This window comes from Agrobacterium leguminum (assembly GCF_005144435.2).
In the GTDB taxonomy this organism is placed as follows: domain Bacteria; phylum Pseudomonadota; class Alphaproteobacteria; order Rhizobiales; family Rhizobiaceae; genus Agrobacterium; species Agrobacterium leguminum.
In genome coordinates this window covers 2,519,612-2,545,716 of record NZ_CP120211.1, presented here as the reverse complement: position 1 = coordinate 2,545,716, position 26,105 = coordinate 2,519,612, and the positions used below count along the sequence as shown (strand labels likewise).

Genomic DNA, 26,105 nt, shown 5'->3' with positions numbered 1-26,105 from the left:
CTTGCGCCGGACTTGACGATTGCGAGGAGCAATTTTCACGTGCGGACAGCGGAAATGGTCGTACCCGCATCCTGATGTGCATGAGTGCATAGGTGTCCGCACGCACGTGTTGGCTATCAGAGTAAGCGGGGTTTTTATCCATGCCCAAATCACTCGACAGTTTCCAATGTCGTTCCGTCCTTACCGTTGACGGTAAGGAATACGTCTATTTCAGCCTTCCCAAGGCTGAAGCCAATGGCCTGAAGGGCGTTTCCAAGCTGCCCTATTCCATGAAGGTTCTCTTGGAAAACCTGCTGCGTTTCGAGGACGGCCAGTCCGTCACCAAGGAACACATTTTGGCGGTTTCCGAATGGCTGAGCAACAAGGGCCTGACCGAAACCGAAATCGCCTATCGCCCCGCCCGCGTTCTGATGCAGGACTTTACCGGCGTTCCCGCCGTTGTCGACCTTGCCGCCATGCGTGACGGCATCAAGGCCCTTGGCGGCGATCCTGAAAAGATCAACCCGCTGGTTCCCGTCGATCTCGTCATCGACCACTCGGTCATCGTCGACGAATTCGGCACGCCGAGCGCCTTTGCCCGCAACGTCGAGCTGGAATATGAGCGCAACGGCGAACGTTACCGCTTCCTGAAGTGGGGCCAGCAGGCGTTCGAGAATTTCCGTGTGGTTCCGCCCGGCACTGGCATCTGTCACCAGGTCAACCTCGAATATCTCGGCCAGACCGTCTGGACGAAGGAAGAGGATGGCGAGACGATTGCTTATCCGGATACCTGCGTCGGCACCGATTCGCACACGACCATGATCAATGGTCTCGGCGTTCTCGGCTGGGGCGTTGGCGGTATCGAGGCTGAAGCGGCTATGCTCGGCCAGCCGGTCTCCATGCTTCTGCCCGAGGTTATCGGCTTCAAGCTGACCGGCAAGGTGAAGGAAGGTGTGACCGCAACCGACCTCGTGCTGACCGTGGTTCAGATGCTGCGCAAGAAGGGCGTTGTCTCCAAATTCGTCGAATTCTTCGGCCCCGGCCTCGACTCGATGTCTCTGGCCGACCGCGCCACCATCGGCAATATGGGCCCGGAATATGGCGCGACCTGCGGCTTCTTCCCGGTTGACAGCGAGACCATCAATTACCTGACCATGTCCGGCCGCGCCAAGGACCGCATTGCACTCGTCGAAGCCTATTCGAAGGCGCAGGACATGTGGCGCACCGGCGACGGTTCCGACCTCGTCTTCACCGACACGCTGGAACTCGACCTCGGCGACGTCGTGCCGTCGATGGCGGGCCCGAAGCGTCCTGAAGGCCGCCTGCCGCTCGAAACCATCGCGCCGAATTTCGCGACGGCTCTTGAAAACGACTATAAGAAGCCCGGCCAGCTTTCGAGCCGTTATGCGGTCGAAGGTGAGGCTTTCGATCTCGGTCACGGCGATGTGGCGATTGCCGCCATCACCTCCTGCACCAACACTTCCAACCCCTCGGTTCTCATCGCTGCCGGCCTTCTCGCCCGCAACGCCGTCGCCAAGGGTCTGAAGTCCAAGCCGTGGGTGAAGACATCGCTCGCGCCCGGATCGCAGGTCGTTGCCGAATATCTCGACAAGTCCGGTTTGCAGAAGGATCTCGACGCGATCGGCTTCAACCTCGTCGGCTTCGGCTGCACGACCTGCATCGGTAACTCCGGTCCGCTGCCGCCGGCGATCTCCAAGACGATCAACGACAAGGGCCTGATCACCGCCGGTGTTCTCTCGGGCAACCGCAATTTCGAAGGCCGTATCTCGCCGGATGTTCAGGCGAACTATCTGGCCTCGCCGCCGCTCGTCGTGGCCTATGCCCTTGCCGGCACGGTCCAGAAGGATCTGACGAAGGAGCCGATCGGCGACGATCAGAACGGCAATCCGGTCTACCTCAAGGATATCTGGCCGACCTCCAAGGAAATCCAGGAATTCATCCTTAAATACGTCACCCGTGAGCTTTACGAAACAAAGTATGCCGACGTGTTCAAGGGCGATGCGAACTGGCAGGCCGTTCAGGTTCCGCCGGGCCAGACCTATGCCTGGGACGACCAGTCGACCTATGTTCAGAACCCGCCCTATTTCGTCGGCATGGGCAAAAAGGGCTCGGGCCTCAAGAACATCAAGGGTGCGCGCGTCCTCGGTCTCTTCGGCGACAAGATCACCACCGACCATATTTCTCCGGCCGGTTCGATCAAGGCTGCTTCGCCTGCCGGCGCCTATCTGACGGAACATGGCGTCGCCGTTGCCGACTTCAACCAGTACGGCACGCGTCGCGGCAACCATGAAGTGATGATGCGAGGCACCTTCGCCAATATCCGCATCCGCAACCACATGCTCGGCCCGAACGGCAAGGAAGGTGGCTACACCATCCATTATCCGTCCAAGGAAGAGATGTCGATCTATGACGCGGCCATGAAATACAAGGCGGAAGGCGTCCCGCTCGTCATCTTCGCCGGTGTCGAATATGGTAACGGCTCGTCCCGCGACTGGGCGGCGAAGGGCACCAACCTGCTCGGCGTCAAGGCTGTCATCGCGCAGTCTTTCGAACGTATCCACCGTTCGAACCTCGTCGGCATGGGCGTCGTTCCCTTTGTCTTCGAAGAAGGCACGACCTGGGCAAGCCTTGATCTCAAGGGTGACGAAATCGTCGAGATCGACGGTCTCGAAGGCGAAATCAGGCCGCGTGAAAAGAAGATCGCCAAGATCACCTATAGCGACGGTTCGGTGAAGGAAGTTCCGCTTCTTTGCCGCATCGATACGCTGGACGAAGTGATCTACATGAACAACGGCGGCATTTTGCAGACCGTTCTTCGCGATCTGGCCGCATAAAGCTTCAACAATCGAAGACGCCGGGAGAAATCCCGGCGTCTTTCCATTTCATCGTCTCTTTTTTTGTGATTGTCGCTCACCCCTTCGTGACTTTCTATTGAAGGGCAATAGACGTTATTTTCCGGTTTGCATCCCGGCAGGATTGATCGCATCAATTCGTCTGGATCTCTTCCGGACAAAGGTTTTTGTAATGCCGCTGAAATTCCCCCTGTCGATATGTCTTCTCGGCACGTTTCTCGTCACCTCCGCGCAGGCGCAGGAGGCCGTGAAGGGCGTTGTCGAATTGTTCACATCGCAGGGATGCTCATCCTGCCCGCCGGCCGATGAAGCCCTGCGCAAGATGATCCAGAAGGGCGACGTCGTCGGTCTTTCCTACCATGTCGATTACTGGAACTATCTCGGCTGGACGGATTCGCTGGCGTCTAAGGAAAATACCGACCGGCAATATGGTTATATGCGCGCGCTCGGCCGCAACGGGGTCTATACGCCGCAGGCAATTCTGAACGGCCGCGACCATGTCAAGGGTGCCGATGTCCGTGGCATCTATGACAGGTTGGATGCGTTCAAGCGCGAGGGTAAGGGACTGAACGTGCCGGTCTCGTCGAAATTCGCCGGTGACGAGGTGGAGATCGATATTGGCGCCGGCAGCGGCAAGGCCGATGTCGTCGTCGCCTATTTCACGCGCGAACAGACCGTGGATGTGCAGAAGGGCGAAAACCAGGGGAAAAAAATGTCCTACTGGCACAGCGTATATGATGTGCAGACAGTCGGCATGTGGGATGGTTCGCCGATGACGGTGAAACTTCCAGCGAGCGTGGTGGCCAAGGTGAAAAAGGGCGGCTGTGCCGTGCTGTTGCAGACGGCCAATGCCGGCGGCGACCCCGCGGCAATCGTCGGCGCAAGTATCCTGCTTGGAAATGAAAACCCCTGATCGTCTGTCGGGCGATGGAAGATCCGGTCCGGGCATTGGGGGCTGGGGGTAAAGGGTCAATGCACCGGACCGGGTCATCTTGGTGCCTAGGCATCAATTGACAATAGGACTATTCCACCCAATTCAGGCCATGGTTTGACCGAAATACGGCAGCCCATGTGAAAATGGCTGCCTAAATGGTTACCATTTTTAACCCCTGCTTTTGCCGTTGGCAGCGCTCGTCGGAGAATCGGCGGGCGCAATTCCGCGCTGCCGTCTTCCGGGTCCGCTGCGCATCGGAGGCTTGTCGAACCTTTCCCGGAATTCCCTGTCCTATGCGCCATGCCGGTGCAAAGACTTGCAATTTCGCCCTCTCAGGCTCACACTGCACGGATGATTTGGGTGGAATCGGAGGTATTGGATGACCGATCAACCGGATGTGCAGCAGGTGCAGACCGCTTCACGTGACAATTCCACCGTTATCGATCTCCGCGAATATAAAAAGAACAAGGACCCTTTGCCGGTCACCTTTCACCGCCGCGAGCTGGATGCGATCCTGCGCATCTATGGCCGCATGGTGGGAGAGGGCGAATGGCGTGACTACGCCATCGATCACCTGAAGGAAAAGGCGGTGTTTTCCGTCTTCAAGCGTTCAGGTGAAATGCCGCTTTTCAGGATCGAGAAAAACCCCAAGCTGGCTGCGAAACAGGGCGCCTACTGCGTGGTGAATACGGATGGCCGCATTCTCAAGCGAGGGCATGAGTTGCCGCAGGTTCTGAAGGTCTTCGACAAGGTTTTGAAGCTCATCGAGTGAGCTTTCGCAAAAGCGGACTGCCCGCCTCTGGGGGATAAGGGTGAAGAATCGTTCCAAATAAAAAGGCGGCCGAAGGGCCGCCTTTCGTATGTCTGGCAATCGAACTCTTAACCTTAGTCGTCGCGGTTTCCGAGGAACTGCAGGAGGAAGGTGAAGAGGTTGATGAAGTCGAGATACAGCGTCAGTGCGCCCATGATGGCCTTGCGGCCAGCGACGGCAACGTCGTCAGCATCGAAATACATTTCCTTGATCTTCTGGGTGTCGTAGGCGGTCAGGCCTGCAAAGATCAGCACGCCGATCGCGGAAATCGCGAACTGCAGGGCGCCGGAGCCAAGGAAGATATTGACGATGGAAGCAATGATCAGGCCGAACAGACCCATGATCAGGAACGAACCGAAACCGGAAAGATCCTTCTTCGTCGTATAACCGTAAAGCGAGAGCGCGCCGAACGAGGCAGCGGTCACAAAGAACGTCTGCACGATGCTTCCTTCAGTATATCGCAGGAAGATCGACGACAGCGAAACGCCCATCAGAGCAGCGTAAACCCAGAAGGTGGTCTGAGCGGCGGAAACGCTCATGTTCTGGATACGGAAGCTAAGGAAGAAAACCAGTCCGAGCGGAGCCAGCATGACGACCCAGCGCAGCGGTGACGCATAAACCAGGGCACCGAGGGAGGTCAGCATCTTGCCGTTCGGCAGCGTGGCAACTGCCGCTGCGGGATCACTTGTCGTCGCGAGCATGGCAAAGCCAAACGCTGCAACGCCGGTGATGACCAGAGCCAGCGCCATCAGGTTATAAACCTTGAGCATATAGGCGCGAAGACCTTCATCGATCATCGCACCAGTCTGAGCACGGTTCTGCGCCATGCGGTTCTGGTAGTTATTGAAGTCAGCCATTGTTTCCTCTTTTGAGCTCCGTGATTGCTACGGTGTCGGGATACCTCCCGGGCGCCGCTGCGGAGCTTCAGCAAGCCTGCTCAAGAATATGATGGCAGAACGTGTTCTATACAAGGCCTTTTCCCGTCGAAAAGACACCATATGCGCGAAAAGCGCTCACGTTTTGGCGATCATTACAAAGAATTAATCGTTAAAGTTAAGCGGCGCACAACCGACGATCATTCACCTGCCTGCCGGAGAGCCGGGGCCGCTTTCTGCCCGAGAATCCGCCATGTGCCGATGAGACCGATGCCCACCGTCATGACGAGGGCGACGACGAGGGTTCCGATCGCCACATCCGGCAGGAAGCTGGAAGGCAGCTTCATGATGCGGGCGATCACGAACCATGCGGAGACGCCGCCGGCGAAAAGTGCGAAGACGGCGGTGGCGAGGCCGAGCATCATATATTCGTAGGAGAAGGCGCGGATGAGCAGGTTTCGCGTGCCGCCCAGCGTTTTCAGGATAACCGCGTCATGGGTACGGGCGCGGTTTCCGGCGGCAAGAGCGCCGGCGAGAACCAGGACGGAGGCTATCAGGGCAACGGCGGCAGCGGCGCGAATGGCGGTGGCAAGCTGGCCGACAAGCCGGTTGACGACGTCGAGCGCATCCTTCACGCGCACGCTGGTGATCGTCGGATAGGCGTTGGTGACGGCGCGCAGGATACGGCCTTCGTCGGCGGCGGTTGCGGAAGGGTCTGCGAGTGTCGCCAGCCATGCATGCGGCGCGCCGCGGAAGGTGTTTGGCGAAAACACCATGACGAAATTGATCGACAGGGATTCCCATTCGACATTGCGCAGATTGGCGATCCTTGCCGTTATGCTGCGGCCGAGCACGTTGACGGTCACCGTGTCGCCAATCTTGAGACCCAGTTCCCCGGCTTCCTCGGCCGCGAAGGAGACCAGCGGCTCGCCGCTATAGTCCGGTCCCCACCAGCTTCCTTCTGTGAGAGTCGCGTTTTCGGGAATATCCTGCGAATAGGTGATGCCCCGGTCGCCGCGCAGCACCCAGCGTCCGGCCGGAGGCACCTCCATCTTCGTGACGTCCTCGCCGTTGAGCGCTAGGATGCGGCCGCGCAGCATCGGCACTTCGGTCAGCGCGCCTTCCGGCGCTTCCTGCTTCAGAAGATCGCGGAAGCCCTGAAGTTCGCTGCCCTGAATATCCACGAAGAAGAAATTCGGTGCGCGGTCCGGCAGGCTGTCCGTCAGTTCGCGGCGCAGATTGCCGTCGATCAGCGTGAGTGTCACGAGCAGGGTCAGGCCGAGGCCGAGCGAAAGGACGACAGACGGGGTGAGCGCACCCGGCCGGTGAATATTGCCGATCGCCAGCCTGAGCGCAGCCGAATGAACCCGCGGACTGTGCTTGGCGATGGCTTTCACGCCGGAGGCCACCAGCCGCAGCACCACGAAGGCAAAAGCGATGGCCGCGAGGAAGACCGAGGCGATGAAGCGGTCCTCCGCCGAAAATATGGCCAGCCCGGCGAGCGCCGCCAGCAGCAGGCCGGTTGCGGCCAGATAGGGCCAGGATGGCCAGCTGCCCTCCTCGAAACCCTGTTCGCGGAAAAGCGCCGTTGCCGGCACTTCGCGCGCCTGGCCAAGCGGCACGATGGCGAAGGCGAGCGTCGTCAGGAGGCCGAACAGGGCGGCGAGGCCGAGCGCGCCGGGATAGAAGGCAAGCTCCTCCGGCACGGGCAACACGCCCTCCAGAAACCGCATGGCGATGAGGGGCGCGACGGCGCCGACGACAAGGCCGATGACAATGCCGACGGCGGCAATGAAGGCGATCTGGAAAAGATAGGTCATGGTGACCACCGAGGCCGGCGCACCTAAGCATTTCAACGAGGCGATGGTGGTGCGCTTGGAATCCAGAAACGCGCGAACGGCATTGGCAACGCCGACACCGCCGACGATGAGGGCGGTGAGGCCTACCAGCGTCAGGAATTGCGAGAAGCGGTTGACGTTTTCGGTGAGCGATGGGGCCGCCCGGTCACTGGTGCGGATGGACCAGCCGGCATCGGGAAAGGCCTTGTTGGCCGCATCGGTCATCGCTGCCCGTGCCGAAGGATCGTTCAGCCTGATCTTGTAGGCATGCTCGACCAGACTGCCGTTCTGAACGAGACCCGAGGCGAAAAGGGCGTCGCGGCTGACCATCAATCGTGGAGCAAAACCGAAACCGTCGGAGAGAGCATCCGGCTCGTCGACCACGGTGCCGGTCAGTTTCAGCTTCACATTGCCGAGCAGGATTTCATCGCCGACCTTGATGCCGAGCCGTTCCAGCAGAAGCGGCGCGGCAATGGCGCCGTAGGTGTCGCCGTTCCCGGCCAGAAGCTCATTCAGCGGTCGGTTCGGCTCGGCAACGAAGTTGCCATAGAGGGGGTAAGCGCCATCGATAGCCTTCACTTCCGTCAGGGTCTGTTCGGACCCGTCGGCGAGGCGCGCCATGGAGCGCAGCCCGGTGGAAACCGCGACGGTGCCGAGACTGTCGAGATAGGCCCGCTCTTCCTGTGTCGCTTCCCTGTTGCGCAGTTCGAAACGTACATCGCCCGCCAATATGGACTGACCTTCCGTGGCGATGGCGCTGGTGACCGCGCGCGAGACGGAATTGACGGCGGCGATGGCGCCGGTTCCAAGCGCGATGCAGGCGAGGAAAATGTAAAAGCCGCGTAACCCGCCGCGAATTTCGCGCCGGGCGAGCCTTGCGGCGTTTCTGATATTGGCGACGGACGGGAGAAGGGATCCGATCATGCCGGTACCGCCCGCGCCATCTGGGGGCGAGCGCTGTCGCCCTCGATCTCGCCGGAGCGTACCTTGATCTGCCGCGAGCAGCGGGCGGCGAGCGACGGATCATGGGTGACGAGGATCATCGTCATGCCGCGTTCGGCCTGTTTGGCAAAGAGAAGATCGGCGATCTGCCTGCCGGTATCGGTATCGAGATTGCCGGTCGGTTCGTCAGCAATCAGCACGGCCGGTGAGGGGGCAAGCGCGCGGGCGATGGCGACACGCTGCTGCTCGCCGCCGGAGAGCTGGCCGGGATAGTGGTTGAGACGTTCGCCGAGACCGACGGCGACGAGCTCGCGTCTGGCGATCTCGAAGGGGTTGGGTGTGTTTGCCAGTTCGAGTGGAACCGCAACGTTTTCCAGCGCCGTCATATTGGCGATGAGATGGAAGGACTGGAAAACAATGCCGATGTTGCGGCCACGAAAATCCGCCAGCGCGTCTTCACCGAGCTTGTGCAGTTCCGTATCCGCGATGATGATTTCACCGCTATCGAGCCTCTCGAGACCGGCAAGCACCATCAGAAGCGTCGATTTTCCCGATCCGGAGGGGCCGACAATACCAACCGCCTCGCTCTCTCCGATTGAAAGATCGATGTTCTTGAGAACGTGAACGGAGGCGGCGGCATTGCCGAGCGTGAGGTCGGCTTTCTTCAGCTCTATGATGCTTTTCGTCACAATTCTCGTTCCTATATAGGGTGATGAAAACGGTCTGGCGGTCGATGCGGTCGGTATTTCAGACAATGGGAACCAAGTTAGGAAAGCCGTGATGAGATTTAAAGCTGCCCTGTTTCACTTCATCGTCATTTTTGCCGCCGCCTTTTCCGCAACTCTTGTCATGGCGCAGGAGCGGACATTGCAGCTGGTCGGACTGGGCGACAGCCTGATGGCCGGCTATCAGCTTCCCCCCACCGACAGCTACACCGCACAGCTTGAGGCTGCATTAAAGGGCAAGGGCGTCAACGTCGCCATCGCCAATGCCGGTGTGTCCGGCGATACCTCTTCCGGCGGTCTGGCGCGGGCGGAATGGTCGGTTCCCGACGGTACGGACGGGGTCATCCTGGAACTCGGCGCAAATGACGCTCTGCGCGGAATTGCCCCGGAGCAGACCGAAAAGAACCTCGACACCATCATTTCCGGTTTTCAGAAGCGCAACATAGCCGTGTTGCTGGTCGGCATTATGGCGCCGCCGAATATGGGCGATGATTATGCCAGGCGCTTCAATCCGATCTTCCCGAAGCTCGCCGGAAAATACAACCTGCCGCTTTATCCCTTCTTTCTGGATGGCGTGGTGACGGACGATGCGCTGAAGCTGGATGACAAGATGCACCCCAATACGAAGGGTGTGGCGAGGATGGTCGAAAAATCTTTGCCGGCTGTTGAAAGCTTCATCACGACAATCGGTGCGCAAAAAAAATAAGCACTTGCGCTCGCCTACATTGCGTGATTCGCTATGCTTGTTCTGCCAAGAGATTCGGGGAGCTCGCCATGCCGAGACTGTTTACCGCCCTCGAAATTCCGCGCAATGCGGCTATGAGCCTCTCATTGTTGCGCGGTGGTCTGCCGGGAGCCCGGTGGATCGATGTGGAGAATTATCACATAACCCTGCGTTTTATCGGTGACATCGACGGACGGACCGCCGATGAGGTCGTTGACAGGCTGGATCGGATCGAAAGGCCGGAGTTCCAGCTCAATCTCACCGGCATGGGTTCCTTCGGCTCCAAGAAGCCGCATTCCATCTGGGCGGGGGTTTCTCCCTCCCCGGAAATGCATGCGTTGCAGGCGGAGATCGAGAGGATTTGTCAGAGGATTGGTCTCCCGCCCGATCCGCGCAAATTTATGCCGCATGTCACGCTGGCGCGGCTGCGCTCCTCGCGTGTGGATGATGTGGTGCATTATCTTTCCGGACGCGGCAACTTCCGCACCTCGCCCTTCACGGTTGGCCGTTTCGTGCTGATGTCATCGAAGGAATCGGTGGGCGGTGGGCCTTATATCGTCGAAGAGGCTTTCCCGCTTCACGAGGCACGGTCCAGCTCCATCTTTTCGAGCAACGATCTGCATCCTGCCAAGAGCATGTTGTAGACCTTAAGGAACCCGTCCTCGGCCCCGTAATAGGGATCGGGGACGTTCTCGCGACGGCCAGTGGCATAGTCCATGAAGAGATGGATCTTGTGCCGCTCGCTTTCCGGGCTCGATTGCAGCAGGTTCGCCAGATTGTTTTCGTCCATGGCGAGTATCAGGTCGAAGGTCTCGAAATCCGCAGGGGTAACCTGTCTCGCCCGCTGCCGGGAAATATCGACGCCATGCCGTCGCGCCATGGCGATGGATCGCGGATCGGGTGCGTCACCCGCGTGCCAGCCGCCGGTGCCGGCGGAATCGACGGTAAGCCGATCAGACATGGCCGCGCCGTCGGCAAGGTGTCTCAAAACCCCTTCGGCCAACGGTGAACGGCAGATATTGCCCATGCAGACAAAATGAATAGCTGTATGTTTCATGGAATATGCGTCGATCCGGTCGTTGAAGCGTTAATGGGTCTCAAGCGGAGGCAAGTTCATGAAATATCCCAGACTCGAGCCGGACGCCATCCGGCAGGCCCTGTCGAAACTCGAGGGCTGGTCCCTGCGTGAGGACGGAGCGGCTATCGTCCGTTCCTTCAAGTTTTCAAGTTTTGCGGAAGCCTTCGGTTTCATGGCCGAATCCGCACTTGTCGCGGAAAGGCTCAATCACCATCCCGAATGGTCCAATGTCTATTCGCGGGTCAAGGTCTGCCTTACCACCCATGATTCGCAGGGTGTGACGGAGCGGGATTTTCTTCTGGCCGAGGCCATGCAGAAGGCGGCTGCGGGCCGAAGCAATTGAACGGCGGACCTTAAATCCCATATAATAGCCGTGACCGGAGGACCGTCGATCATGGATGATGTGAAAATCGGTGAAATTCTTCTGCCGGGTGAAACCGACAGGCAGCAGGAGCGCGAGACTGTGGTGCGGGCGAAATTCTGGCCCAAGCTGAAGCGTGTGATGTCGAAGGTGCCTTTCGCACGCGATGCCGCGGCTGCCTATTATTGCGCGATCGATCGCGATACGCCGCTGCGCGCCAAGGGTATCATTCTGGCGGCGCTCGCCTATTTCATCATGCCGATGGATGCCGTGCCGGATGTGCTGGCCGTTATCGGATTCACCGACGATATTGCCGTCATCACGGCGGCGCTCGCCATGATCCGCGCCCATATCAAGATGGAGCACTACGAGGCGGCTGACGCCATGCTGAAACGGCAGCAGGAAGCCGGGTAACGCCTCTGTGATCTGCCTGTTCGGGTGAGCCCGACGGGCGACAAATTCTTGCCTGAATTTATGTGTCATACACACGGAGGAAGGGTGTTTCGCGCCCTTCTCCTCAGGGCGTCGGGAGTCGCCAATCTGTAACACCGCAAGACGTTTCCGGCATTTTATGCGTGTTGTTGACGGTTTGGTAACCGCTTCCCGACCACAATGAGAAAAGACGATCCGCACCTGAACGTGGCCGATCCAGAAACTGGGCTCGCCGATGCTTCGGGCCAATGGAAGACAATAACCCGGCAGGAAATTCTATGTTTGTAAGAAGTGTAGCAACCGCAGCGGCCATTTTGCTGACCAGCGTCGGCGTAGCATCTGCACAGTCGCCCACGCGCATCCAGCAGTTCAATGCATGGGGTGCCTATTCGTACAAATCGGGCAACAGCACCGTCTGCTACGTTCTTTCCATTCCGACCGCCAAGGAACCGGCAAGCGTCGATCACGGCGATATCTTCTTCATCGTCTCGCAGCGTCCGGGCCAGAACATTTCCTATGAGCCGCAGGCCATGGTGGGTTATCCGCTGAAGCAGGGCTCCAAGGTCAATGTGACGATCGACAACAAGAACTTCGTCATGTTCACCAAGGACAAGGCCGCCTGGGTTGAAAACGCCGCTGAAGAGCCGGCACTCGTCGCCGCCATGAAAGGCGGCAAGTCGATGACCGTCAAGGCAGTTTCCGGCCGTGGCACCGCGACCTCCTATTCCTATTCGCTGTCGGGTATTTCGGCGGCTCTCAAGCAGATCGAGAGCTGCAAGTAACCCTGACGCTTTATCGCATTCGACAATGGCCGGTCATTGACCGGCCATTTGCGTTTTTGCTTGTTTGATGCTAAAGGCGCGGCAACATTGACAGGCGGATGCGCGAAAAGTGCTCCGCCTTTGATTTTCTCGACATGCAGACGATTTTCCGCCTATCCGAAAGGCTGGTCGTGCGATGCATGGAATGGTGGGATAGCGTAATGTCCGTAATGCAAGCCCCTGCGGGCCTGGCAGTCAAAACCCCGCTGATCGCCAATAGCGATCTGATGTCCGGCAAGCCGTCGCTGATCGGCCTGACGCGTGAGGACATAGGTGAGGCGCTGGCCGAGATCGGCGTGCCGCAGAAGCAGGTGAAGATGCGCGTCAGCCAGTTGTGGAACTGGCTTTATGTGCGCGGCGTCTCCGATTTCGACAATATGACCAATGTCGCCAAGGAGCTTCGCGAGAAGCTGAAGGCGGCCTTCACCATCGCCCGTCCGGAAATCGTCGAGGAGCAGATATCCAATGACGGTACCCGCAAGTGGCTGATGCGGTTCCCGCCGCGCGGTGCGGGACGTCCGGTCGAAATCGAGACGGTTTATATTCCCGAAGAGGGTCGTGGCACGCTGTGCATTTCGAGCCAGGTGGGCTGTTCGCTGACCTGTTCCTTCTGTCACACCGGCACCCAGCGCCTCGTGCGCAACCTGACGGCTGAGGAAATTCTCTCTCAGCTTCTGCTGGCCCGTGATCGGCTCGGTGATTTTCCCGATGGTTCGACGCCGGTTGGCGCTTATGTACCGAGCGAAGGCCGCAAGGTTTCCAACATCGTGATGATGGGCATGGGCGAGCCGCTCTATAATTTCGAGCATGTGAAGACCGCGCTTCTGATTGCCACCGATGGCGACGGCCTGTCGCTCTCCAAGCGTCGCGTCACGCTCTCCACCTCGGGTGTTGTGCCGGAAATCTTCCGCACCGGTGATGAGATCGGCGTCATGCTGGCGATTTCGCTGCATGCGGTGCGTGACGAGCTGCGCGACATGCTGGTGCCGATCAACAAGAAATATCCGCTGAAGGAACTGATCGAGGCCTGCCGCAAATATCCGGGCCTTTCCAATGCCCGCCGCATCACCTTCGAATATGTGATGCTGAAGGATGTGAATGACAGTCTGGAAGACGCCAAGATGCTGGTGCAGCTTCTGAAGGGCGTTCCGGCCAAGATCAACCTCATTCCGTTCAACCCATGGCCGGGTACGAACTATCAGTGCTCGGACTGGGCGCAGATCGAGAAGTTCGCCGATTTCATCAATCAGGCCGGTTATGCCTCGCCGATCCGCACGCCGCGCGGCCGCGATATTCTCGCCGCCTGCGGCCAGCTGAAGTCGGAATCGGAGCGCATGCGCAAGACCGAAAGGCTGGCTTTCGAGGCGATGATGATCGCCAACCATGGCGCGGATGACTGAATAAGCCGCAATTGCCGCCTGAAAGCTTGTTTTGCAGCGGTTCTCCGATTGATTTCGGGCTGTCTTGTTCCTAAGAAGACGAAAACAGGGAACCAACAGGAGGATATCCATGCGCGCATTCATTCTGGCTCTCGCTGCCGCGAGCGCCCTCGTTCTGCCGGCCAAGGCTGAAAACGTCACTGTTGCCGTCACCGCCATCGTCGAACATCCGGCGCTCGATGCCGCCCGTGATGGTGTCAAGGCCGCACTTGCCGAAGCCGGTTACAAGGAAGGCGAGAACCTCAAGTTCCTTTATGAGTCCGCGCAGGGCAATCCCGGCACCGCGGCGCAGATCGCGCGCCAGTTCGTGGGCGATGCGCCGAACGTCATCGTGCCGATCTCCACGCCGTCCGCACAGGCCGTCGTTGCCGCCACGCGCGACATTCCGGTCGTCTTTACGGCGGTTTCCGATCCGGTCGGCGCACAGCTCGTCAAGGACATGCAAAAGCCCGGCCGCAACGTGACCGGCCTTTCCGACATGCTGCCGGTTGGCGAACATCTGGCGCTCATCAAGGAAATTTCCCCGAACGCCAAGTCGATCGGCTTCATCTACAATTCGGCCGAGGCCAACTCCGTTTCGACGCTGGCCCTCTTGAAGGCTGAAGCCGAGAAGGCGGGTCTCAAGGTTGTTGAATCCGTCGCCACCAAGTCCGCAGAAGTGCAGGGCGCAACCCGCGCGCTGGTCGGCAAGGCCGATGTGATCTACGTTCCGACCGACAACACCATCGTTTCGGCCTTCGAAGCGGCTGCCGGTGTTGCATCCGAAGCCAAGATCCCGCTTTACGCCGCCGATACGGATTCCGTCGCCCGCGGTGCGGTTGCTGCCCTCGGCTTCAACTATTTCGACGTTGGCAAGCAGACCGGCGCCGTGGTTGTCCGCATCCTCAAGGGTGAAAAGCCGGGCGATATTCCGGCAACCGTTGCTGTCGGCACTGATCTGGTGATCAACAAGAAGGCCGCCGAAAAAGCTGGCGTCACCTTCCCGGAAAGCATCACCAAGCGCGCCACCAAGGTCATCGACTGAACCGAAACCAGACTGAATAACGGGCGGCGGCAAATTCGCCGCCCGTTTTACGTGGCACGAGACGGTGCCCGTCTCCGCCTGATGGCGGCAATAACAAGGACATTACCGTGAGCCAAATCGCCTTCTGGGGTGCCGTGGAGCTGGGACTGGTCTTCGCTTTCGTGGCGATCGGCGTTTATCTCGCTTTCCGGGTGCTTGATTTTCCTGACCTGACCGTGGACGGTTCGTTTCCGCTCGGCGCCGCCGTGGCTGCCGTGCTGATCATCGCCGGTCTGAATGCCTGGGTTGCGACGGCGATTGCGATGGTAGCCGGTGCCGCCGCCGGGATCGTGACCGCGACGCTCAACGTTCGTTTCAAGATCCTCAACCTGCTTGCCTCGATCCTGACGATGATCGCGCTGTTTTCCGTCAATCTGCGCGTGATGGGAAAGCCGAATGTGGCGCTGCTCAATCAGGATACGATGATTTCGCCGTTCTACGGCCTCGGCCTGTCGGAATATCTGGTGCGGCCGCTCTTCGTCGGTGCACTGGTGTTGATCGCGGTCATCCTCGTCTGGCGTTTCCTTGAAAGCGATGCGGGCCTTGCCATGCGCGCGACGGGCGCCAATGCCCGGATGGCGCGGGCACAGGGCGTGAAGACCGGCAACCAGATCTACCTCGGCATGGCGCTTTCGAATGCGCTGGTCGCTCTCGGCGGTGCGCTGTTTGCGCAGACCAACGGCTTTGCGGATGTGACCTCCGGTGTCGGCACTATCGTCGTCGGCCTTGCCGCCGTCATCATCGGCGAAACACTTTTCGGTGCGCGCGGCATTCTGATCGCGCTGATCGGCTGCGTCTTCGGCTCCATCGCCTATCGTCTCGCCATCCAGCTCGCTTTGTCGAGCGATGTGCTGGGTCTCAAGGCATCCGATCTCAATTTCGTAACGGCGGTATTGGTGGCAATCGCATTGATCCTGCCCCGACTGCGTCGCGGGGGAGCAACATCGTGATTTCTCTTTCCGATATCCAGGTCGTCTTCGGGCGCGGCACGCCGCTGCAGAAGCAGGCGCTCTCCAAGATCGATCTCACCATCGACGATGGCTCCTTCGTCACCGTCATCGGTTCCAATGGCGCCGGCAAATCTACGCTGCTCGGCGTATTGGCGGGCGATGTCCTGCCGACGGCGGGCAAGGTGATGATCGGCGGCGCCGATGTTACCCGCAAACCGACCGCCAGCCGGGCTGGGCGGGTGGCGCGCGTGTTTCAGGACCCGCTGGCGGGTAGCTGCGGCGCGCTCACCATCGAGGAAAATCTGGCGCTGGCGGCGTCGCGCGGCGAGCGTCGCGGCCTTCTGCCGGCGCTTGGGCGCGGCCGTCGGGATTTCTTCAAGGAGCGCATCGCTTCGCTCAATCTCGGGCTGGAAAATCGTCTGAAGGACCGCATGGACCTTCTGTCCGGCGGCCAGAGGCAGGCGGTCTCGCTCGTTATGGCGACGCTGTCCGGCTCGGATGTGCTGCTGCTCGATGAACATACGGCTGCTCTCGATCCCGGCATGGCCGAATTCGTGATGGAGCTGACCCGCAAGGTCGTGTCGGAGCGCAAGCTGACGACGCTGATGGTCACCCATTCCATGCGTCAGGCGCTGGATTATGGCACCCGTACGATCATGCTGCATGCCGGTGAGATCGTGCTCGACGTCTCCGGCGATAGCCGCAAGGATCTCGAGGTCGAGGACCTGATCGACATGTTCCGCAAGATACGCGGCCAGAAGCTCGACGATGATGAGTTGCTGATCGGTTGATTATAAAAAGGCGCCGTAAGGCGCCTTTTTTGTTTGCCGTCAGCGCGCCTGCGTGAAGAAAATCTTGACGGCGAAAAGCGAAAAGACGCCGGCGATCGTATAATCCAGTCCGCGCAGAATTTTCCGGTTGCGTTGCAGCCAGGCTGAAAGAACATCTGCGGCGATCACGATGCCGATGCCGATCGGCAGCGCGGCGATGATCGACCAGATGCCGAGGAAGATCAGCTTGCCGGTTACATGCGGGTCGGATGCGCTGACGAATTGCGGCAGGAAGGTCATGAAAAAGATGATGATCTTCGGGTTCAGCAGGTTGACCCAGATGCCGTTCAACAGCGCCGATTTCAGGGAGGACTGCGCTTTTTCGCCGGTGCTTTTCACCATCACGAAATCCGAGCCCTTGCGGATCGCCTGAATGGCGAGCCAGACCAGATAGGCGGCCCCGCCGGTCTTCAGGATCATGAAAGCCGTCGGCGAGGCGACGATAAGGGCGGCGACGCCGAAGGCGACGAGCATCGTGTGCACGGTAATGCCGATATTGGTTCCCAAAAGCGTCATGAAACCCGCCGTCCGGCCCTCGCGCAGAGAGCGGCTGATCCACAGCGTCATGTCAGGCCCCGGCGTCACCGCCAGAAGCAGAATGGCGATGGTGAAGGCGATCAATGTTGGCAGGCCTGGAACGAAATCCATCGCGGCACCCGTAAAATCTGGAGGTTGCCGTGCTTAACGTGATTTCGCGCTTCTGCCAATGTTTTTGAGCGCCAATGCATCGGCGCGAAAAGCCGCCGCAACGGTTACATCGCGGCGGCCCGGTACATTCAGTTTTTCAGGAAGCTGGTGAAGGCGGCGGAATATTCCGTGTGCCAGCGCGACAGCGGTGGGCGGTTCTGGACGATGTCATAGGCCGCCCAGAGAATGCGCTTTTCATCCGTCGGGCGGTCCACCTCGCCATCCGGGCAGAGAATGTAGAAATCGCCCCGGCCGATACTTTCGACCATGAAGTCGACGGTCTGTTCGCCGGTCCATGCGCCTTCCGGCTTTTCCGTTCTGCCATGGGCGGTGAGGCCGGTGAAGACGTAACCGGGGATCAGCAGATGGGCGGAAACCGCACTGTTCGGAATATTGCGCAATTCGTGCTGAAGCGCTTCCGTGAAGGTTTTGACGCCGGACTTCGAGACGTTGTAGGCGGGATCGCCGGGAGGTGTGGTGATGCCCTGTTTCGAGCCGGTATTGATGATGAGCGCCGGCTCGCCATGGGCGATCATGCCCTGGCCGAAAACACGGCTGCCGTTCACGACGCCCATCAGATTGACGTTGATGATTTTTTCCCAATTGGCCTGCGGGCCGAAAATGGCGCTGCCGGGCTGGATACCGGCATTGTTCATCAAAACGTGGACGCGTCCGAAACGCTGGATCACGGCGCGCTCCAGCGCCTCCAGTTCATCGAGTTTGGATATGTCGGTCGGGATGGCGACGATCTGCGCTTCGCCGTCCTTGGCGATGGCCAGAATATCCGCATGGGCTGCGGCAAGCCTGTCGCCGTCGAGATCGACGAGCACGACACTCATGCCGAAACCGGCGAATTTGCGGGCGGCGGCAAGTCCGATGCCGGATGCCGCACCGGTGATGACAGCGACATTATCTTCCTTGAATGCGGGGTGGATGGTCGTCATAGGTTTCTCCTTCGCGTCGTTTCGGCTGTTTCCAGCGGTTTGCAACGTTGCCTGAACCTCACTGGCTTCATTCACGGTCTTCAAGTCGATCGCGCCGCTTATGATAAAGCGCGAATTTTCATAATGCATGTGACAATTGCTTCGTTCCCATCGATTGCTTCGTTCCCATCGATGCGCCTGGTCATCGCCCGCTGTCGTACCCGCCCATCAATTGTTTTGTCGCTTATCTCACGGAAAAGCGCTTCACACATTTCGGGTTGCACTGTAAAAGTGCCGAAATCCCAAGGAAATGACGGTGTCCCAATGCCGTCATCATGCAGATGGACATCACTATGGCACTTCCGAAAGACGTTAAGAAAGTCGTTCTCGCCTATTCCGGCGGCCTCGACACCTCGATCATCCTGAAATGGCTTCAGACGGAACTCGGCGCGGAGGTGGTGACTTTCACCGCCGATCTCGGGCAGGGCGAAGAACTTGAGCCGGCGCGCAAGAAGGCCGAGATGCTGGGCATCAAGGAAATCTTCATCGAGGACGTTCGCGAAGAGTTCGTGCGTGATTTCGTGTTCCCGATGTTCCGCGCCAACGCCGTTTATGAAGGCGTCTATCTGCTCGGCACCTCCATTGCCCGTCCGCTGATTTCCAAGCACCTGATCGAAATCGCCAAGAAGACCGGCGCCGACGCCATTGCCCATGGCGCCACCGGCAAGGGCAACGACCAGGTCCGTTTCGAGCTTTCGGCCTATGCGCTGAACCCGGATATCAAGATCATCGCTCCCTGGCGCGACTGGACGTTCAAGAGCCGTACCGACCTCTTGAACTTCGCTGAACAGCACCAGATTCCGGTTGCCAAGGACAAGAAGGGCGAAGCGCCTTTCTCGGTCGACGCCAACCTGCTGCACTCCTCTTCCGAGGGCAAGGTTCTGGAAGACCCGGCACAGGAAGCACCGGAATATGTGCATATGCGCACCATTTCCCCGGAAGCCGCGCCCGACAAGGCAACCGTCATCAAGGTCGGTTTCCGCAAGGGCGATGCCTGCTCCATCAACGGCGTCGAAATGTCGCCCGCGACGCTTCTTGCGACGCTGAACAACTATGGCCGCGAAAATGGCATCGGCCGTCTCGATCTGGTCGAGAACCGCTTCGTCGGCATGAAGTCGCGCGGCGTTTACGAGACGCCCGGCGGCACCATCCTGCTTGCCGCGCATCGCGCCATCGAATCCATCACGCTTGACCGGGGTGCAGCCCACCTCAAGGACGAGCTGATGCCGCGTTACGCCGAGCTTATCTATTACGGCTTCTGGTTCTCGCCAGAGCGCGAAATGCTGCAGGCCCTGATCGACAAGAGCCAGGAACATGTGGAAGGCGAAGTGACGCTGAAGCTCTACAAGGGCAATGTCATGGTAACCGGCCGCGAGAGCGCCAAGTCGCTCTATTCCGACGCGCTGGTGACCTTCGAGGACGACCACGGCGCTTATGACCAGAAAGATGCGGCAGGCTTCATCAAGCTCAACGCGCTGCGTCTTCGCACGCTCGCAAAGCGCAATATCAGCAAGTAATTCTGCTGGAATGGAAATAATGAAACCCGCTGGCGGCGACGCCGGCGGGTTTTTTCATGTCTCTCGTCTGGAGACGATGCGGAAGCCGATGTAGCTGGCGATTGCGGTGAATTCCATCAAGGGAATGATGATGCCGAAGCCGGTCAAAGGCGAACCGATAAGCGAGGCTGCAGCACCGCCCGCAAACCCCGACCCCATCTGAATGAAGCCCATCATCGCCGATGCCGAGCCGGCAATATGTGGGAATGGTGCGAGGGCCGCCGTCACCATGGATGGCGTCAACAAGGCGATGCCGACCGTTGCGACCGCCACGGGTCCCATGATCGAAAGAAAGGATGGCGGTATCAGGAACACCGACAGCAGGATGAGGAGACCGCCTGTTCCCGAAAAACAGAGGCCGAGGACGACCGAACGGCGGTCACCCAGCCGCGGTGCGATATAACGCAGGGCGATGGAGCCGAAGAAATAAGCGCCGGTCTGCATCAGCATGCCGATGCCGAAGGCGGTGGGTGTCATACCGACCTTGTTGATGAGGATGAAGGTCAGCATGGTCGCCTGCGCATAAAGCGCGCCGATGGAACCGCCGAGCACCAGTGCGGCCAGAAGAAAACGCGGCTCGGTGAGCAATGTCCCATAGGCCGACAGGAGGCGGCGCGGGCGGATAAGGTTCTTGTCCGGGCTCGTCGTCTCGCGCAGGAAGACCACGACGGAGAAGATGGCGATGGCCCCGAGGCCGGCCATGAGGAAAAATACCGATTGCCACCCGAAAGCCGCAAGCGAAAGCCCGCCGATGGTCGGGCCCATGGCTGGGCCAACGGCCAGCATGATGCCAATGAGGTTCATGATGCTGGAGGCTTCGGCGCCCGTGAATTGATCGCGCACGATGGCGCGCGCGACCGTCATGCCGACGGAGGCGCCAATGCCCTGAACAAGCCGGGCGAAGAGCAGCACTTCAATTGTTGGGGCGAAGATCGCCAGCAGTCCACCGCCCAAAAAGATGGAGAGGAAAACGAGGCTCGCCTTTCGCCGACCGAAGGCATCGGATGCCGGGCCGGCGAGCAGTTGCGCCATGGCGAAACCGGCGAAATAAAGCGAGAGGCTGAGTTTGACGGCGGATTCCGTGGTGGAGAAAACCCGCGTCAGTTCCGGCATGGCTGGTGTGTAGATCGCCATGGAAATCGGCGCCAGCGCCGTCAGCAACGCACCGAGTATGGCCGTGCGCTTTCTGGACATGATCGTTTCTGGCGACATTGCGATCAGCAGCTCTGGCCCGGCTGTTCCGGCTGGAGATTGTTGCGAAGGGTCTGCAGGAAGCTGCGGAAAAGCGCGACCTCCTCTTCATTCAGGCCCTGCGTGGCGTGACGCACGAGTTCATCGATTTCCTGGCGCACGGCTTCCAGCATGTCGGTGGAGTTTTTTGTCAGCACGATGCGCTTGGAGCGCCTGTCCTGCGGGTCCTGCTGGCGTTCGATGAGATCGAGAGATTGCAGCTTGTCGAGATAGGCGCAGATCGTCATCGGCTCAATGCCGAGCCGGGCGGCGATATCCGACTGTTTGCTGCCATCAACGACGGCAACCGTCAGCAATGCGCGCGCTTCGCCGGGCGTCAGGCCCAATCCGGCTTCAGAAATTCGGCGCTCAAACGCACTGTTCAGCAGGCGTGCGCCGCTGTTCAGTAAAAATGCCAACGAGTCTTTTTCGCGTTTAGTGCCCATGCTTCGCCTTTTCGTAAGTCAGCCTTACTAAAATCCCGGCGATAATCAATGGCGCATAAATCATATTGTTGAAAATCGAGTAAAGTATGTGTCAGTTCGATTGCGTTACGGTCGGCAACATAATCGACGATTGTTACGCCAAAGCAAAGAAGGTCGGACATCCCGCGTTTTATTTCAGCCAGTCCATATCGTCGGTCAAGTCCCTTACATAGGTCACCCGCCATCGGTATCCGGCGTCTGTGCCGGTAGTTGAGGCAAAAGCAAAAATCAGGTCGCAACCAATCTTCCTCACACCAAAGTCCGGCATTGAATTGCCGGTGGAGGCGTGCCCATATGGGCTTAAACCGGAATTGTACAAGGAAGATGAAATGCCATCCAAGACCGCGCTTTATCCCGCACTCGTTGACTGGAACGGCCACAATGGTCTGCCGAAATTCGATGCGGTCAGGGATGAGGATTTCGCTCCGGCCTTCGATACCGCCCTTCTGTTCCACGAACAGGAAATCGATGCGATTGCCGGTAATGCTGAGAGCCCGAGCTTCGAAAACACCGTGACCGCGCTCGAAATCGCCGGAGACGATCTTTCGCGCATTTCGGCGCTATTCTGGAACAGGGCAGGCGCCAATACGAATGGTGTGATCCAGGCGCTGGAGCGGGAGATCGCACCGAAACTGTCGCGACACTATTCGAAGATCGGCATGAACGAAGCGCTGTTCAAGCGCATCGATACATTGTGGGAAAAGCGCGGAACGCTTGGGCTGACGGGTGAGGAGAGCCGCGTTCTCGAGCGGCACTGGAAGGGTTTCGTGCGTTCCGGCGCCAAGCTGCCGAAGGACCGGCAGGAACGGCTGGCGTCGATCAATGAGGAGCTTGCGGGTCTCGGTGCGAAATTCGGGCAGAATGTGCTGGCGGATGAAAAGAACTGGAAGCTTCTGCTTTCCACAGAAGAGGAACTTGCCGGTATTCCCGGTTTTCTTCGCGACGCGATGGCGGGCGCGGCCCGTGAGCATGGCGAGGACGGCAAATTTGCCGTCACCCTTTCCCGTTCCATCATCGAGCCTTTCCTGACCTTTTCCGAACGCCGCGATCTGCGCGAACAGGCCTTCAGGGCCTGGGTGGCGCGCGGCGAGAATGGCAGCGAGACCGACAATCGCGATATCGTCCACCGCACGCTCGAACTGCGCGAGGAAAAGTCAAAGCTTCTCGGTTACGCGAATTTCGCCGCCTACAAGCTTGATGACACGATGGCGAAGACGCCCGATGCCGTGAACGGCCTTTTAAGGCAGGTCTGGGAAAAGGCCGTGCGCCGTGCGGGCGAGGAAGAGGCCGAACTGGCCGCCATCATCGCCGAGGAGGGCAGGAATCACGAAGTGCTGCCCTGGGACTGGCGGCATTATGCCGAAAAGTTGCGGGCACGGAAATTCAGCTTCTCCGAGGCGGAGTTGAAGCCCTATCTGCAGCTCGAAAAGATCATCGAGGCCTGCTTCGATGTGGCCGAGCGCTTGTTCGGGATTCGGGCGGTAGAAGTCAAAGGCATTGCCGCCTATCACCCGGATGTGCGGGTTTTCGAAATCCGCGATGAAAAGGGCGATCTGAAGGCCATGTTCCTCGGCGATTATTTCGCCCGTCCCTCCAAGCGCTCCGGCGCATGGATGAGCTCTTTCCAGTCGCAGCACAAGCTGCCCTTGAAGAACGGCACGGTCGGAGAAATCCCTATCATCTACAATGTCTGCAATTTCGCCAAACCGGCTGAAGGCAAACCGGCGCTGCTTTCGCTCGACGATGCGCGCACGCTGTTTCACGAATTCGGCCACGCGCTGCATGGCATGTTGTCGAATGTTACTTACCCTTCTGTTTCCGGAACGGGCGTCTCGCGCGATTTCGTCGAATTGCCGTCGCAGCTTTACGAACATTGGCTGACGGTGCCGGAAATTCTGGAAAAATACGCCCTGCATTATGACACAGGCGCGCCGATGCCGAAGGCGCTGCTGGACAAGGTTCTGGCCGCGCAGACCTTCAATGCCGGTTTCAGCACGGTGGAATTCACTTCTTCGGCGATTGTCGACATGGCGTTCCACACGCGGGAAAACGTGAGCGATCCGATGGTCGTGCAGGGTGAGGTGCTCTCCACCCTGAATATGCCGAAGTCTATCGTCATGCGGCATGCGACCCCGCATTTCCAGCACGTTTTCTCCGGCGATGGATATTCGGCCGGCTATTATTCCTACATGTGGTCGGAAGTTCTGGATGCCGATGCCTTTTCGGCCTTCGAGGAAACCGGCAATCCCTTCGATGGCGAAATGGCGCGCAAGTTGAAAGACAATATCTATTCCGTCGGCGGTTCCATCGATCCGGAGGAGGCATATCTTGCTTTTCGTGGCAAGATGCCAAGCCCGGACGCCATGCTTTTGAAGCGTGGTCTGGTATAAGGGTCCGGTATAAAAGACTGTCATATTTCTGAGCTAGAACCTGAGTGCAGGGGCCTTATGACAAGGCCCCCCCTTTCGCATTTGCAAAAAAAAGGTTATGAGCGCGCCAAACTAAATTGGCGTTTCTCATCAATATAGCGCCCAACCTCAGAGATTTTGAACAATGGCACTTCGCAACATCGCGATCATCGCGCACGTTGACCATGGAAAAACGACGCTCGTGGACGAGCTTCTGAAGCAGTCCGGCTCGTTCCGCGACAACCAGCGTGTCGCCGAGCGCGTGATGGATAGCAACGATCTCGAAAAGGAACGTGGCATCACCATTCTCGCCAAGGCGACTTCGGTGGAGTGGAAGGGTGTCCGCATCAACATCGTCGACACCCCCGGCCACGCCGACTTCGGCGGTGAAGTCGAGCGTATCCTGTCGATGGTGGATGGCGCAATCGTTCTGGTCGATAGCTCGGAAGGCCCGATGCCGCAGACCAAGTTTGTGGTCAGCAAGGCGCTGAAGGTCGGTCTTCGCCCGATCGTCGCGATCAACAAGATCGACCGTCCGGATGGCCGCCACGAAGAAGTCATCAACGAAGTCTTCGACCTCTTCGCAAACCTCGACGCCACCGACGAGCAGCTCGACTTCCCGATCCTCTACGGTTCCGGCCGTGACGGCTGGATGAACGTCAACCCGGAAGGCCCGAAGGATCAGGGTCTTGCGCCGCTGCTCGATCTGGTTCTCGAACATGTTCCGGAGCCCAAGGTTGAAGAAGGTCCGTTCCGCCTGATCGGCACCATCCTTGAAGCCAACAACTTCCTCGGCCGCATCATCACCGGCCGCATCGCTTCTGGCTCCATCAAGCCGAACCAGGCGGTGAAGGTTCTCGGCCAGGACGGCAAGGTTATTGAAAACGGCCGTATCTCCAAGATCCTCGCATTCCGCGGCATTGAGCGCACGTCGATTGAGGAAGCCCATGCAGGTGACATCGTCGCCATTGCAGGCCTCTCCAAGGGAACTGTTGCCGACACCTTCTGTGACCCCTCCGTCACCGAGGCGATGACCGCGCAGCCGATCGACCCGCCGACCGTTACCATGTCGTTCATCGTCAACGACAGCCCGCTGGCTGGTACCGAAGGCGACAAGGTCACGAGCCGCGTTATCCGTGACCGTCTGTTCAAGGAAGCCGAAGGCAACGTTGCGCTGAAGATCGAAGAAGCCGAAGGCAAGGATTCGTTCTTCGTTTCCGGCCGTGGCGAATTGCAGCTGGCGGTTCTGATCGAAACCATGCGTCGCGAAGGCTTCGAGCTTGCCGTTTCGCGTCCGCGCGTCGTCATGCACAAGGATGAGAACGGCACCCTGCTGGAGCCGATCGAAGAAGTTGTGATCGACGTCGATGAAGAACATTCCGGCGTCGTCGTTCAGAAGATGTCCGAGCGCAAGGCTGAAATGGCCGAGCTTCGTCCTTCCGGCGGCAATCGCGTTCGTCTGAAGTTCTATGCGCCGACCCGTGGCCTGATCGGCTACCAGTCGGAACTTTTGACCGACACGCGCGGCACGGCGATCATGAACCGTCTGTTCCACGACTATCAGCCCTTCAAGGGCCAGATTGCCGGCCGCGTGAACGGCGTTCTGCTGTCGAACGGTTCGGGCGAAGCTGTCGCTTATGCCATGTTCAACCTGGAAGATCGCGGCCCGATGATCATCGAGCCGGGTGAAAAGGTCTATGCCGGTATGATCATCGGTATTCACTCTCGCGATAACGATCTCGAAGTGAACGTGCTGAAGGGCAAGCAGCTGACCAACATCCGCGCTGCCGGCAAGGATGAAGCCGTGAAGCTGACGCCGCCGATCCGCATGACGCTCGATCGCGCTCTTTCCTGGATTCAGGACGATGAGCTGATGGAAGTGACGCCGAAGTCCATCCGTCTGCGCAAGATGTTCCTGGACGCCAACGATCGCAAGCGTTTTGAAAAGGCCAAGCTCGCTGTCTGATTGCGGCTTGTCGTTACGAATTTGAAAGAACCCGGCCTCGAGCCGGGTTTTTTTATGCGTTCGTTTTTATGTGTGCATGAGTCGAAAGGTGCTTGTGCCAAAGGTTAAGGATGCG

Annotated in this window: 24 protein-coding genes; 15 read left to right on the top strand and 9 right to left on the bottom strand. The window is 59.0% G+C overall.

What is annotated here, in order from left to right:
* The first annotated feature begins 140 nt into the window (after positions 1-140).
* The 3 genes from acnA (at position 141) to CFBP4996_RS12235 (ending at position 4,558) form a co-directional block, all read left to right on the top strand.
* On the top strand, positions 141-2,834 hold the full coding sequence (gene acnA / locus CFBP4996_RS12245) for an aconitate hydratase AcnA (protein WP_080853009.1): 2,694 nt from the start codon (positions 141-143) through the stop codon (positions 2,832-2,834).
* Between the two features lie 190 nt (positions 2,835-3,024).
* Entirely contained in the window at positions 3,025-3,765 is a 741-nt protein-coding gene (locus CFBP4996_RS12240) for a DUF1223 domain-containing protein (protein WP_003523168.1), read from the top strand.
* A gap of 400 nt (positions 3,766-4,165) precedes the next feature.
* Positions 4,166-4,558 (top strand): DUF2794 domain-containing protein, encoded by a 393-nt coding sequence (locus CFBP4996_RS12235; protein WP_003523170.1) that lies wholly within the window; start codon positions 4,166-4,168, stop codon positions 4,556-4,558.
* Positions 4,559-4,671: 113 nt separating this feature from the next.
* On the opposite strand, the gene CFBP4996_RS12230 is transcribed toward CFBP4996_RS12235, so the two are convergent.
* The 3 genes from CFBP4996_RS12230 to CFBP4996_RS12220 form a co-directional block, all read right to left on the bottom strand.
* Positions 4,672-5,454: a Bax inhibitor-1/YccA family protein gene (locus tag CFBP4996_RS12230; RefSeq protein ID WP_059759874.1), complete on the bottom strand. Its 783-nt coding sequence runs from the start codon at positions 5,452-5,454 to the stop codon at positions 4,672-4,674.
* 218 nt (positions 5,455-5,672) lie between these two features.
* Entirely contained in the window at positions 5,673-8,234 is a 2,562-nt protein-coding gene (locus CFBP4996_RS12225) for an ABC transporter permease (protein WP_080853010.1), read from the bottom strand.
* A complete protein-coding gene (locus tag CFBP4996_RS12220; RefSeq protein ID WP_080853011.1) occupies positions 8,231-8,941 on the bottom strand; it encodes an ABC transporter ATP-binding protein in 711 nt (236 codons plus the stop codon). Before CFBP4996_RS12220 ends, CFBP4996_RS12225 begins: the two co-directional genes overlap by 4 nt.
* Positions 8,942-9,032: 91 nt before the next feature.
* On the opposite strand from CFBP4996_RS12220, the gene CFBP4996_RS12215 reads away from it, so the two are divergent.
* The gene (locus tag CFBP4996_RS12215) at positions 9,033-9,683 is read left to right on the top strand and encodes an arylesterase (protein WP_080853012.1); all 651 of its coding nucleotides are present in this window, start codon (positions 9,033-9,035) and stop codon (positions 9,681-9,683) included.
* Between the two features lie 68 nt (positions 9,684-9,751).
* A complete protein-coding gene (thpR, locus tag CFBP4996_RS12210; protein ID WP_080853013.1) occupies positions 9,752-10,345 on the top strand; it encodes an RNA 2',3'-cyclic phosphodiesterase in 594 nt (197 codons plus the stop codon).
* On the opposite strand, the gene CFBP4996_RS12205 is transcribed toward thpR, so the two are convergent.
* Positions 10,279-10,758: a low molecular weight protein-tyrosine-phosphatase gene (locus CFBP4996_RS12205; protein WP_080853014.1), complete on the bottom strand. Its 480-nt coding sequence runs from the start codon at positions 10,756-10,758 to the stop codon at positions 10,279-10,281. The two genes, thpR and CFBP4996_RS12205, sit on opposite strands and share 67 nt — an antisense overlap.
* Positions 10,759-10,816: 58 nt before the next feature.
* Here CFBP4996_RS12205 and CFBP4996_RS12200 point away from each other — a divergent pair, with 58 nt between their 5' ends.
* The 7 genes from CFBP4996_RS12200 (at position 10,817) to CFBP4996_RS12170 (ending at position 16,636) form a co-directional block, all read left to right on the top strand.
* Complete coding sequence (locus CFBP4996_RS12200; RefSeq protein ID WP_003505045.1) at positions 10,817-11,122, top strand: 4a-hydroxytetrahydrobiopterin dehydratase; 306 nt, start codon at positions 10,817-10,819, stop codon at positions 11,120-11,122.
* A 51-nt stretch (positions 11,123-11,173) separates the two neighbouring features.
* Positions 11,174-11,554 (top strand): YkvA family protein, encoded by a 381-nt coding sequence (locus tag CFBP4996_RS12195; protein WP_003523181.1) that lies wholly within the window; start codon positions 11,174-11,176, stop codon positions 11,552-11,554.
* Between the two features lie 296 nt (positions 11,555-11,850).
* On the top strand, positions 11,851-12,354 hold the full coding sequence (locus tag CFBP4996_RS12190; protein WP_003523183.1) for an invasion associated locus B family protein: 504 nt from the start codon (positions 11,851-11,853) through the stop codon (positions 12,352-12,354).
* A gap of 266 nt (positions 12,355-12,620) precedes the next feature.
* Positions 12,621-13,793 carry a dual-specificity RNA methyltransferase RlmN gene (gene rlmN / locus CFBP4996_RS12185; protein WP_080853304.1) on the top strand — a complete coding sequence of 391 codons (1,173 nt, stop codon included), beginning with the start codon at positions 12,621-12,623 and terminating at the stop codon, positions 13,791-13,793.
* A gap of 109 nt (positions 13,794-13,902) precedes the next feature.
* Positions 13,903-14,856, top strand: coding sequence for an ABC transporter substrate-binding protein (locus CFBP4996_RS12180; RefSeq protein WP_003523186.1), 954 nt, complete (start codon positions 13,903-13,905; stop codon positions 14,854-14,856).
* A gap of 107 nt (positions 14,857-14,963) precedes the next feature.
* A complete protein-coding gene (locus CFBP4996_RS12175; RefSeq protein WP_003505036.1) occupies positions 14,964-15,845 on the top strand; it encodes an ABC transporter permease in 882 nt (293 codons plus the stop codon).
* Positions 15,842-16,636, top strand: coding sequence for an ABC transporter ATP-binding protein (locus CFBP4996_RS12170; protein WP_065656934.1), 795 nt, complete (start codon positions 15,842-15,844; stop codon positions 16,634-16,636). The genes CFBP4996_RS12175 and CFBP4996_RS12170 overlap by 4 nt, the downstream gene beginning before the upstream one ends.
* Before the next feature lie 39 nt (positions 16,637-16,675).
* Here the strand turns inward: CFBP4996_RS12170 and CFBP4996_RS12165 are convergent, their stop codons facing one another.
* Positions 16,676-17,323, bottom strand: coding sequence for a LysE family translocator (locus CFBP4996_RS12165; RefSeq protein ID WP_080853015.1), 648 nt, complete (start codon positions 17,321-17,323; stop codon positions 16,676-16,678).
* A 128-nt stretch (positions 17,324-17,451) separates the two neighbouring features.
* Positions 17,452-18,306 carry an SDR family NAD(P)-dependent oxidoreductase gene (locus CFBP4996_RS12160; protein ID WP_080853305.1) on the bottom strand — a complete coding sequence of 285 codons (855 nt, stop codon included), beginning with the start codon at positions 18,304-18,306 and terminating at the stop codon, positions 17,452-17,454.
* Between the two features lie 332 nt (positions 18,307-18,638).
* Here CFBP4996_RS12160 and CFBP4996_RS12155 point away from each other — a divergent pair, with 332 nt between their 5' ends.
* Positions 18,639-19,862 (top strand): argininosuccinate synthase, encoded by a 1,224-nt coding sequence (locus tag CFBP4996_RS12155; protein ID WP_003523477.1) that lies wholly within the window; start codon positions 18,639-18,641, stop codon positions 19,860-19,862.
* Between the two features lie 54 nt (positions 19,863-19,916).
* Here the strand turns inward: CFBP4996_RS12155 and CFBP4996_RS12150 are convergent, their stop codons facing one another.
* Genes CFBP4996_RS12150 through CFBP4996_RS12140 form a run of 3 tightly spaced genes read right to left on the bottom strand, consistent with a single transcriptional unit; the run spans position 19,917 to position 21,738 of the window.
* On the bottom strand, positions 19,917-21,113 hold the full coding sequence (locus CFBP4996_RS12150) for a multidrug effflux MFS transporter (RefSeq protein ID WP_170988552.1): 1,197 nt from the start codon (positions 21,111-21,113) through the stop codon (positions 19,917-19,919).
* Between the two features lie 5 nt (positions 21,114-21,118).
* Complete coding sequence (locus CFBP4996_RS12145) at positions 21,119-21,577, bottom strand: MarR family winged helix-turn-helix transcriptional regulator (RefSeq protein WP_020813564.1); 459 nt, start codon at positions 21,575-21,577, stop codon at positions 21,119-21,121.
* Positions 21,535-21,738, bottom strand: coding sequence for a hypothetical protein (locus CFBP4996_RS12140; protein WP_137396220.1), 204 nt, complete (start codon positions 21,736-21,738; stop codon positions 21,535-21,537). The genes CFBP4996_RS12145 and CFBP4996_RS12140 overlap by 43 nt, the downstream gene beginning before the upstream one ends.
* 207 nt (positions 21,739-21,945) lie before the next feature.
* On the opposite strand from CFBP4996_RS12140, the gene CFBP4996_RS12135 reads away from it, so the two are divergent.
* Positions 21,946-24,006, top strand: coding sequence for a M3 family metallopeptidase (locus CFBP4996_RS12135; protein WP_080853016.1), 2,061 nt, complete (start codon positions 21,946-21,948; stop codon positions 24,004-24,006).
* A gap of 163 nt (positions 24,007-24,169) precedes the next feature.
* The gene (gene typA / locus CFBP4996_RS12130; RefSeq protein ID WP_003523483.1) at positions 24,170-25,990 is read left to right on the top strand and encodes a translational GTPase TypA; all 1,821 of its coding nucleotides are present in this window, start codon (positions 24,170-24,172) and stop codon (positions 25,988-25,990) included.
* Positions 25,991-26,105 lie beyond the last annotated feature (115 nt).

Bases quoted from the DNA above. Each gene is read 5' to 3' on its own strand.
- thpR (WP_080853013.1), top strand. From the start codon at position 9,752: ATGCCGAGACTGTTTACCGCCCTCGAAATTCCGCGCAATGCGGCTATG.
- CFBP4996_RS12195 (WP_003523181.1), top strand. From the start codon at position 11,174: ATGGATGATGTGAAAATCGGTGAAATTCTTCTGCCGGGTGAAACCGAC.
- CFBP4996_RS12240 (WP_003523168.1), top strand. From the start codon at position 3,025: ATGCCGCTGAAATTCCCCCTGTCGATATGTCTTCTCGGCACGTTTCTC.
- CFBP4996_RS12145 (WP_020813564.1), bottom strand. From the start codon at position 21,577: ATGGGCACTAAACGCGAAAAAGACTCGTTGGCATTTTTACTGAACAGC.
- CFBP4996_RS12230 (WP_059759874.1), bottom strand. From the start codon at position 5,454: ATGGCTGACTTCAATAACTACCAGAACCGCATGGCGCAGAACCGTGCT.
- CFBP4996_RS12155 (WP_003523477.1), top strand. From the start codon at position 18,639: ATGGCACTTCCGAAAGACGTTAAGAAAGTCGTTCTCGCCTATTCCGGC.
- CFBP4996_RS12135 (WP_080853016.1), top strand. From the start codon at position 21,946: ATGCCATCCAAGACCGCGCTTTATCCCGCACTCGTTGACTGGAACGGC.
- CFBP4996_RS12205 (WP_080853014.1), bottom strand. From the start codon at position 10,758: ATGAAACATACAGCTATTCATTTTGTCTGCATGGGCAATATCTGCCGT.
- typA (WP_003523483.1), top strand. From the start codon at position 24,170: ATGGCACTTCGCAACATCGCGATCATCGCGCACGTTGACCATGGAAAA.
- CFBP4996_RS12225 (WP_080853010.1), bottom strand. From the start codon at position 8,234: ATGATCGGATCCCTTCTCCCGTCCGTCGCCAATATCAGAAACGCCGCA.
- CFBP4996_RS12190 (WP_003523183.1), top strand. From the start codon at position 11,851: ATGTTTGTAAGAAGTGTAGCAACCGCAGCGGCCATTTTGCTGACCAGC.
- CFBP4996_RS12140 (WP_137396220.1), bottom strand. From the start codon at position 21,738: ATGTCCGACCTTCTTTGCTTTGGCGTAACAATCGTCGATTATGTTGCC.
- rlmN (WP_080853304.1), top strand. From the start codon at position 12,621: ATGTCCGGCAAGCCGTCGCTGATCGGCCTGACGCGTGAGGACATAGGT.
- CFBP4996_RS12200 (WP_003505045.1), top strand. From the start codon at position 10,817: ATGAAATATCCCAGACTCGAGCCGGACGCCATCCGGCAGGCCCTGTCG.
- CFBP4996_RS12180 (WP_003523186.1), top strand. From the start codon at position 13,903: ATGCGCGCATTCATTCTGGCTCTCGCTGCCGCGAGCGCCCTCGTTCTG.
- CFBP4996_RS12150 (WP_170988552.1), bottom strand. From the start codon at position 21,113: ATGTCGCCAGAAACGATCATGTCCAGAAAGCGCACGGCCATACTCGGT.
- CFBP4996_RS12235 (WP_003523170.1), top strand. From the start codon at position 4,166: ATGACCGATCAACCGGATGTGCAGCAGGTGCAGACCGCTTCACGTGAC.
- CFBP4996_RS12160 (WP_080853305.1), bottom strand. From the start codon at position 18,306: ATGACGACCATCCACCCCGCATTCAAGGAAGATAATGTCGCTGTCATC.
- acnA (WP_080853009.1), top strand. From the start codon at position 141: ATGCCCAAATCACTCGACAGTTTCCAATGTCGTTCCGTCCTTACCGTT.
- CFBP4996_RS12215 (WP_080853012.1), top strand. From the start codon at position 9,033: ATGAGATTTAAAGCTGCCCTGTTTCACTTCATCGTCATTTTTGCCGCC.
- CFBP4996_RS12165 (WP_080853015.1), bottom strand. From the start codon at position 17,323: ATGGATTTCGTTCCAGGCCTGCCAACATTGATCGCCTTCACCATCGCC.